The sequence below is a fragment of the uncultured Phenylobacterium sp. genome (assembly GCF_902826855.1).
Classification (GTDB): domain Bacteria; phylum Pseudomonadota; class Alphaproteobacteria; order Caulobacterales; family Caulobacteraceae; genus Phenylobacterium.
Genome location: NZ_CADEGK010000187.1, coordinates 1 through 8,821, shown reverse-complemented (window position 1 = coordinate 8,821; position 8,821 = coordinate 1). Strand labels below are relative to the sequence as shown.

Annotated in this window: 6 protein-coding genes; 5 read left to right on the top strand and 1 reads right to left on the bottom strand. The window is 68.0% G+C overall.

Annotated features, from left to right (window positions below):
* Nucleotides 1-34 precede the first annotated feature (34 nt).
* Nucleotides 35-757: an antitoxin Xre/MbcA/ParS toxin-binding domain-containing protein gene (locus QZV94_RS19990; RefSeq protein WP_293680960.1), complete on the bottom strand. Its 723-nt coding sequence runs from the start codon at nucleotides 755-757 to the stop codon at nucleotides 35-37.
* Between the two features lie 668 nt (nucleotides 758-1,425).
* Between QZV94_RS19990 and QZV94_RS19985 the strand changes: the two genes are divergently transcribed.
* From QZV94_RS19985 to mobF, 5 genes are all read left to right on the top strand, one after another.
* Nucleotides 1,426-1,962: a hypothetical protein gene (locus QZV94_RS19985; RefSeq protein ID WP_293680958.1), complete on the top strand. Its 537-nt coding sequence runs from the start codon at nucleotides 1,426-1,428 to the stop codon at nucleotides 1,960-1,962.
* A 211-nt stretch (nucleotides 1,963-2,173) separates the two neighbouring features.
* Nucleotides 2,174-2,452: a hypothetical protein gene (locus QZV94_RS19980; protein WP_293680956.1), complete on the top strand. Its 279-nt coding sequence runs from the start codon at nucleotides 2,174-2,176 to the stop codon at nucleotides 2,450-2,452.
* A 552-nt stretch (nucleotides 2,453-3,004) separates the two neighbouring features.
* Nucleotides 3,005-3,331, top strand: coding sequence for a hypothetical protein (locus tag QZV94_RS19975; protein ID WP_293680954.1), 327 nt, complete (start codon nucleotides 3,005-3,007; stop codon nucleotides 3,329-3,331).
* A gap of 136 nt (nucleotides 3,332-3,467) precedes the next feature.
* Nucleotides 3,468-5,675, top strand: a complete 2,208-nt coding sequence (locus QZV94_RS19970) for a type IV secretion system DNA-binding domain-containing protein (protein ID WP_293680952.1) — start codon at nucleotides 3,468-3,470, stop codon at nucleotides 5,673-5,675.
* A 51-nt stretch (nucleotides 5,676-5,726) separates the two neighbouring features.
* Nucleotides 5,727-8,768, top strand: coding sequence for a MobF family relaxase (gene mobF / locus QZV94_RS19965; protein ID WP_293680950.1), 3,042 nt, complete (start codon nucleotides 5,727-5,729; stop codon nucleotides 8,766-8,768).
* The last annotated feature ends 53 nt before the right edge of the window (nucleotides 8,769-8,821 follow it).

The following is an 8,821-nucleotide window of genomic DNA, read 5'->3' as shown; positions in this document are numbered from 1 at the left end:
ACGGCGAGGTCGGCCAGGATGTCGGGATCGAGCGTCACGCGCCGGCGAAGTTCGACCGGGCCACCTCAATGACCTTGTCGGTCGCTCCGGCCTTCAGGCGCGCCAACGGGGCGGCGCCGCCGAGCTCCGGGTTGGGCTCACGTAGCCATAGCCAGGCGGTGCGCGGCTCGCCGATCGCCTCGACGACGGCGCCAAGCCCCGACACGGGCCGGCCGTCGACGAACTGCTCGGTCGGGAAGGCGTGTTTGCGCACGCCCACGAGCAGGCCGATCACCGCACCCTGCTTTTGCCAATTGTGCAGGGTGGAGCGGGCGACGCCAAAGTCGCGCTCAAGTTCCGTCGGGCCCGCAAGCGGGCCCGCCCAATCCTCGACCTTGACGGGCGTCGCATACGCCGCGATCCGCGCCCTGCCTGCGTCTGCCGAGAGCACCTGGCCCAGACCGGCGCCTTGGCTGACCTCGGCCGGCGCCTTGGCGACCAGCTTCAGCGTTTGCGGCGCGGCTTCCGGCTCGGCGGCGATTTCGGCGATGAGCTTCTTGAACTGCGCCTTGCGCGCGATCAGGCGCTTGCGCGCGGTCGGTGACAGTTTCGTCGCCGTGGCGCTGAACTCTGCGACCAGCTTCACGACCTCGCTCAGCTCGCCCCGGCTGGACTTTGGATTGCGCTGGGTGAACATGCCGATCAGATCTGCGGCGACAGGGCTGGCCATCTTGCCGGGGCCTTGAGAAGTCGAGCGGCGAGCGTTCGCGGCGGTCATGGGACGATCCTCTTCGATCACGAGGTCAGAGATAACCCTAAACGTCCCATTTGTCCAGTATGTGCCATACGTTCAATAGTCGTGGCGATCGTCAAGCTGGCCTGACGGCCAGCGGTTCGAGCGAATTGCCAAGCCCCGCTGGCTCCCGGCCGGCGGGGCTTCTTCGTGTCTGGCGGAACGGCCGCGGACGCCCCATATGAGCCTGAGCGGTCATCGAACCCCCCTTCCATGACCGCTCGAGCGAGGCCCTGCGGCCATACCGCCCAGGGCCTCGCCACTTCGCCAGCCAGGCCCGTCTTCACCTTCTGCAGCGGCCATCACGCCGGAGATCCGGGTGGCTTTGAAGAACGAGCCCTGCCGCTACCGTGCGTGAGCGCAGCTCGCGGCCTCGGCCCCGTCGAAGCCGAGCCTCGGGCGCTGAGACGAGCGGCCTCCATGTCGCCGCAGGAGGACCGGCGCGCCCTCTTTCGCGGCCGTCGCAGCGGTCCATTTGCGCCGCCGTGGCTCGCGGCCACCTCACGGTCTTGGCGCCGGCTTCGCCGGCCTTTGGAAGCTCAACCGGAGGGGTTCTCAGATCGCGAAAGCTCTGCCAAGGTGCAACCCTCGGTCGAGAGGGCGAGTGCCACTTGTCCACGTACCAGCTTCCGCATTGGGTCTACCCTACGGTCGTGCTCGCGACCACGGTCCTGGTCTGCACCCGGGGCGGCCGCGACGAGAAGATCGCCCACGGCGCTTGGACCGTGGGCTGGATCCTCTCGATGATGAACTACCGTTATGGCAACGATCCGCAGTGGGCAATCATGCCGATCGACTGCGCGATCTTCGTCGTCACCACCTTCGTGGCGCTGCGTTCGGAGCGATACTGGCCGCTGTTCACCGCCGGCTTTTCGCTTCTTCTCGTCGGCACCCATGTCGCCAAGATTGTCGACCCCACCATCAGTGGCTGGGCGTACCTGAGCTGCGGGATCCTCTGGAGTTACCTTGCAGTGTTCAGCATCGCCTACGGGGCCTGGTCGGCGACCTCGCGCGAGGTGGATGCGCCCGACCAAGCTCCCGAGACGGCGCCTGCCTTCGGGCTTACGCCGGCGGCTGCGGCGGCCATGCGTACGGCGCCCCGGCCCGCCGAGGTCACGGCGCCGACCCGTGCTCCGCAACCGGTGCGTCGCCGCGCGCCCACGCAAAAGCCGGCGCACGAGCCGGCCTGACCGCCGAGCGAGAACGCCGCGGCCGAGCTCGCTCCCAACCTCCCTCGCACGCCGCCCTTCGGGGCTGGCGCACGCCGGTCGCCGTCGCGCCCGGGCCCAGTAGAGGGCCCGCCGCCCTCGCTTCGCGCAGGCCGCCAAAGGCGTCCTGACGGGTGGCTACTGAGGGGCCTACCCCGCGCACGGGGAGCGGCGCGAAAACGGAGACCTGGACATGCGCTCGATCGAAGCCCTCACCGCCGACTGGAACGCTCTCTCGCAAGACGAGCAGTTCGCGCACTGGCGCTCCTTCCTTCTCGACCTGGACTGCGGGGAGGGGGCCTTCCACCGCTACTACCTGGTGCTGATGCCGCTCTGGGATCGGGGCGACGTCCCCGAGCTGATCAACGACGAGGCGATGGAGAAGTATGCGGCCGAGATGCGGGCGGAGCTCGCCTGGGAGCGCCAGCACCTCCCCACGCCTGACTTTGACATGGCAGAATTGCCCTACTGATCCGGGGAGCTTCGGCTCCCCCCTTTTTGCTTGGGTCCGGCCGCCTCACCGGGGACTTGTCCTACCTTCCAAGGTCGTTATCGCCATGGCGGAGGGGGTCGCCGGCGGCCTTGCTGGCGCGCGGCCGGGACGGCGATGGCGAGGCCGGCATCCTCCCCCGACTCCCGCTCGGACCTGGCCTGCGGCCTGCGGTCCATCGTTGGTCGCTGGTCGCGTCGGGTCTCGTCCATTGCGGACGGCCGTCCCGGCCGAAGACCTGTGGCTCCGCCTTTTCCCCAACCCGGGACCTCGCAAGCTCGGTCATTCCCCGTGGTGGGGAAAAGGAGAGGGCACGTCACGCACACCTGCGGGTTTCTAAGTCGCGGATATTGCGCCGCTTTTTGGTGAGATTTGTGGTGCACGTTTGTGCACGTTTTCGGCTTGCACGTCGGATGCCTTGAATTACAGTGGGTTGCGCGTGCACAAACGTGCACAGGGAGACCGGTGATGCCCACACGTCGCTCGCAACCCCGTGCCCGACCGACCCGGGGCTGGCGGCTATCGACGGTCGCTTTGGACAAACTCGAACGGGACGCCGCGGCGCTTGCCATCACGCCGACCCAGCACCTCGAAAACCTGATCCTTGAGACCGGGCCGGTGCATACCGACTACTTCGCCCAGCAGGCGGCGGTGGAGGCCTTCATCGCCGCGGGCCTCATCACGGCCGTGGCCGCCAAGACCCTTCCGGCGCAGGAGGTCCGCGAGATCCGCGACCAGGGCGCCAAACTGGCCGCCCAACTTTACGGAGAGCCGAGGCGGCGCCCTGGTGAGGTCGGCAGCCCGCCCGACGATGGTGATCCGCGCGTGCGCGCCCTTTTCGAGGTCTTCGGGGCGGGGTAGAACAAGGGCGGCTCGGGACGCCTCAAACGTCAGCCTTTCTCCATCGAGCGGGAAGGGCACTTTCATGGCGCGTAGAATTCGGGGCACAGGCGAGGCTTGGCTACGGGGCGGCCAGACATTCAATCATACGCTGGACATGATCCTCGAGGTCATCGGCCGGCTTGCGATCCCGGCGGTGATCTGGGGCGCGATCTGCCTCTGGCTGGGCAATGCAAAGTCGTCCGAGCTGCAGCAGACCTATGGCCTGCAATATGCCCTGGCCCGCTGCTTCAATTGGTGGGGCTGGCCTTGGCCGCAGAAGATGACGCTGAAGGGCCTCGACGGGTTCGAGCGCGTCTACACCAACGACCAGGTGCTTCACCTGCGATGGATGACGCCCTACGCGGACGTCTATTTCCACAACCTGCAGCTCGCCGGCTGGATCTGGATCGCCGGCGTGGTGATCATCCTCTGCATCGCCACCAACTGGTTCATCCAAAGCGGCGAGGACAAGCTCAAGAGCCGCTTCATCCGCGGGCAGCGCGCCGTGCCGCTCAGCGCCCTCGTCGCCGAGGTCGAAGCGTTCAACAAAGCCGAGACGAAGCGCCGAAAGGATCGATCCTTCCGAGCGGTCAAACTCATCGGCGTCGCGTACCCTTACGCCACCGAGCGCGAGCACACGCTGACGGTTGGATCGCCGGGTTCCGGCAAGAGCCAGGCTATCCACAAACTGCTGGAATCGATCCGCGCGCGCGGCGATCAGGCGATCATCTACGACCCGGAGCTCGAATACACGACCTACCATTTCAATGCCGACACCGACCTGATCCTGAACCCCTACGACGCGCGCTCCGTGGGCTGGTCGCCGTACAATGACGCCCACGAGCTGCCCGAGTTCGAAAAGCTCGCGGTGTGCATCTTCAAGGAGCCGAAGTCGGGCGATCCCTATTGGACGCGGGCGACGCGCCAGGTGTTCGTCTACGCCGCCTACCAGCTGAAGCGACAGTACCCCGACGCCACCTTGGAAGACCTGCTGAAGGTGTTCTTCGGGCCGATGAATGTGCTGGTGAAACTGGTGGAGAACACCCCTGCCGCCACCCATCTGGCCGGCGGGTCAAACGGGCGGACGGACTCGCTTCGAAGCGTCCTGTCGGAAGGCATCAACAGCCTCGTCCACCTGGCCGGAAACCGAGCGGATTTCTCGCTCCGCGCGTGGGTCAATCGGCCGGAGCGCAGCCCCGGCTTCCTGTTCATGTCCGCGCCTGAAACGCACATGGAGTCGTTGCGTCCGCTGCTCAGCTTCTGGTCGGAGCTGGTGGTCAGCGCCCTGCTCGGCCGGGTCGACGAAGGCTCGCGGCACACGACCTGGATCATCCTCGACGAGTTCCCGAGCCTCGGCAAAGTCACCAGCCTGGCCAGCGGGCCCGAGCGTCTGCGGAAGTACGGCGGTTGCGTCGTGCTGGGGATGCAGCAGGTCTCCCAGATCCAGGAGATCTACGGCCACGAGATCGCTCAGACGATCATCGGCCAGTGCGCCACAAAGCTGATCCTGCGATGCCAGGATCCCGAAACCGCCAAGCACATGGCCGAACAGCTCGGGCGGCGGCAGACACGTCGCGTCGATGAGACCGTCTCGTACGGGGCCAACACGCTGCGCGACGGTGTGGGGCTGACGCCGCGCGAGGAGCTGGAACTCGTGGCGCTCCCGGACGAGGTGATGAACCTACCCAAGTTCCACGGGTTCATCCGCCTCTCCAACGCGCGGGAGGGCGAACCCTTCCCGATCTCGACGCTGCGCTTCGGCTACACCGCCCGCCGCAAGCGCGCGGAGGGTTTGATCCTCCCCGTCGGTGTCGGTCCGGTGGATGCCTTCTTCCAGTCGCTGAAGCAGCCCGCCGCGCCCCGGGCGCCGGCCGCCGCGGCCTCGCCAGCGCAAACCCCGGCCATGGCGGCTGCGGGCCGAGCCGCGGACGGATCGCTGTTCGATGCCGACGGCGTGGTGGTGGAGGGAGAGGGCGCAGCGGCTGAGGGCGCGCGCGCCGTGCGTCCCGACCAGCCGGCGACGGGCGAGGCCCTGGGCGAGGGCGCGGCCGCCGGCGGCCCGGAACACACCGCCTGGCGCAGCACCGAGGACGCCATGCAGGCAGAGGCCAAGCGCCTTGCCGAGGCCGGGCCCAAACCCGCCAGCGCCTACGCCCAACTGCACGACAAAGTCCGGCGAGACGACCAGGCGGACGTCCCGCTGGTCGGTGTCGCTGCGTGGCGGAAACGGCCGGGGGAGGAGGGGCGAGAGAGCCCCGACAAGGACGCGCCACCGGACGCCGGAACGCCGGCGCCCAGCCTCGACGTCTTCCGCCAGTCCTAACCCCCGACGCGCGCGGCGGACCTTGCGCGCCGCGCCAGTGGATCCCTCGCCATGATGACACCCTCCCGCATCCGCAGCGCGGCCGGCGCCGCCAACTACTACGGTAAGGACGATTACTATGTGACCGGCGAGGCCGGCGCGCCCGGCATCGAATGGGGCGGCAAGGGGGCCGCGTCCCTGGGGCTGTCCGGTCTGGCGACCACGGAGGAATTCCACGCGGTCCTTGCCGGAAAGAACCCCGATCCGGAGGGCCCGGCCTTGAGCGGGGCCTCCACGAAGGAGAAGCATCACCCCGGCTGGGACTTCACCTTCACGGTGCCCAAGAGTGTGAGCTTGGCGATCGTCGCGGCGGAGCGATCCGATCCTGGCCTCGCAGCCCGCCTGCAGGACCATGTGCTCGCGGCCAACAAGGCCATGATGCAGTACCTGGAGGAGAACCATGCCGTCACCCGCGTTCGCGGCGAGGACGGATCCATCCGTGAAGTGCACACGGGTAACCTCGTCTACGCGTCGGTCCTGCATCGAACGACGCGGGCCGGCGACCCGCATTTTCACGTCCACAATCCGACCGCGAACACCACGCAAAACCCGGAGACCGGCGCCTGGGGAGCGCTCGAAACCCGCCAGATCTACAAGTGGCAGCAGGTCGCTTCACAGGTCGGCGCCCGCGAGCTGCAGGCGCGTCTGATGGCGGATGGTTTCAACCTCGAGCGCCATGGCGAACTGAAGTGGGAACTGGCCGGGGCGGACCCCCGCCTGCTCGATGAGTTCAGCAAGCGCGCCTCGGAGATCGAACGCGCCAGCCGCCAGCTCGCCGCCGAGCGCGGCGTGCAAAAGGTCACGCATCACCAGCGGAACATGGTCCAGAAGCAGACCCGCAAGAACAAGGCGGTGCACGATCGGGAGGCGCTCCTCGACGGCTGGCTGGCGCGTGCGGCCAAGGTTGACGGGGCTTCCCTGGAGGGATTGCTCAGCCGCGCGGAGGGCGGCGGCCGCGACGTGACGCCCACGTTGAAGGGGCGGATGAGCGACACCCTGCAGCGCTGGAACGCCGCCTTCCGCGACTTCCTGAAGCTCAACACAAAGCCGGATGCCTTTGGACCGTCCGCCCCGCGATCGGACCCCGATCTCGAGGCCCGCCGGCTGATGTCGTTCGGGGTCAAGGTTGTCGAAGAGCAGAGCGCCGTGAACAGCCGCCACCTCGCCTACCTCCACGCGCTCCGCGCAGCGCCCGCCGGCGTGACGTTCGACCGGATCAAGTCGGCCATGGGACGACTTGAGAGCGATGGGCATGTGGTCGCCGCCGACAAGCAGGACCACCACGGCTTCACGACGCGGCGCACCGTCGAGGTTGAGCGGTTCATCGTCCGCGCCGTCGATGCTGGGAAGGGCGCAGCCCGACCCATCCTGGCGCCAGAACAGGTCTATGCGGCCCTCGCGGCGACGGCGGGCGCCGATCGCCTCAATGCCGATCAACGTAACGCCGTGGCCGGGTTCCTCATCTCCGAGGACCGCTTCAGAGCCGTTCCGGGGTTCGCCGGCGTGGGCAAGACGTTCGCGTTCGACACCGTGCGGCAGATCGCCGAGCGCGAGGGCCAGAAGGTGCTTGGCCTCGCCAGCTTCAACACGCACGCCAAGGCGCTGCAGCGTGGCGCCGGCATCAAGTCCCAGACCGTGGTGTCCTGGCTGCAAAGCGTCGAGCGCGATATCGCCGCCGGCGGCGAGCGCCTGGCTGCGCGCCGCGCGTCCCTGCGCAAGACACACCTGATCGTCGACGAAGCCTCCACCCTAACAAATGAGGCGGGCTATCGCCTCGCGCGCGCGGTGAAGATCCTGCAGATCGACTCGGTGACGATCGCCGGCGACACCCGCCAAACCGGGGGCCCGGGGGCGGGGAACGTGTTCAAGGCGGTGCTCGACCGGGAGATCCAGCAGTTCCCGATCAAGACGATCCTGCGTCAACGGAACGCCGCCAGGAACCTCCGTGACGGGGTGAAGGACCTGGCCGAGGGCCGCCTGCGCGCGGGGATGGCCAAGCTTGCGCCCCACGTCCATGCCCTGGGGCCAGACGCCTCGGATGTGGATCTTGCGCGAAAGGCGGTCGACCTCTGGACCGAGAGCCGCAAGGCCGGACTGGAGTCCGTGCTGATCACCGCCACCAACCGGATGCGGGCCCTACAGTCGGCCCTCGCGCGCGGAGAGCTCCGGCAGGAGGGGCGACTGGGCAGGCAGGATGAGACCCGCGAGCGCCTGTCGCACCGCCACCTGACCCGGCCCGAGCAGTTCAGCGCCGCCTCCTACGAGCTCGGCAACATCCTGGTCTTCAACGCCGCGTTCAGTGGCCGGGGCGCGACGCAGTCGGACCGGGCCACGGTTGTCGGCATCGACCTGCGCAACAACCTGCTCAAGGTCCAGCCCGACCGCGGGCTGCCGAGAACCGTCGACCTCACCGCGGACCATGGGCGCGGCTATGCGAGCTTCTCGAGCTACGCCCTGGGCACACACGAGATTGCCAAGGGCGAGCGCCTGGTCTGGGAGGCTCGTTTCAAGGATCGCGGGTATGAGCGCGGCGCGGAGTTCACCGTGGTCGAGAAGGGCAGGAAGACCTGGACCATCGTGCATGAGGATGGTCGGCGCGAGAAGATCTCCGCCAAGGATCCGGCCCTCAGCTTCACCAGCTACGCCTACGCGATGACGACGGAGCGCGCCCAGGGCAGATCGATCGAGGCGCCGATCGCCACACTGGAATCCCGCGCGGGCCAGGCGGTCGCCGAGACCAAGAACTACGTGAACTGGTCGCGCCTGACCCGCATCGGCCAGATGGTGACCGATGACGCTCCCAGGGTGTTGCGCATGCTCGCCGAGAACGACGGTCAGAAGCCAGTGGCGCTGGACCACATCCGCGATCTTTGGAACGCGGCTCGCGGGGCGGCCGCGAAGGACCCCATGGCGCCTGCGCCCACGAAGGACCGCGAGCTCGAGCTTCAGAAGGAGCGGGAATTCGGCACAGGCCTGGACGGGGCAGGGGAGCGACAGCGCACCCGCACGCCCTCGATCGAGGTCTCGCGCGGGCGCTCGGGCCTCAACCTCTAAACCTGCATTCCCCAAGTGGCGTGGCGTTTGAGGTGAAGATCGCCTGTATCCGA

Coding starts and splice junctions, on each gene's coding strand:
- mobF (WP_293680950.1), top strand. CDS start 5,727: ATGATGACACCCTCCCGCATCCGCAGCGCGGCCGGCGCCGCCAACTAC.
- QZV94_RS19990 (WP_293680960.1), bottom strand. CDS start 757: ATGACCGCCGCGAACGCTCGCCGCTCGACTTCTCAAGGCCCCGGCAAG.
- QZV94_RS19980 (WP_293680956.1), top strand. CDS start 2,174: ATGCGCTCGATCGAAGCCCTCACCGCCGACTGGAACGCTCTCTCGCAA.
- QZV94_RS19970 (WP_293680952.1), top strand. CDS start 3,468: ATGATCCTCGAGGTCATCGGCCGGCTTGCGATCCCGGCGGTGATCTGG.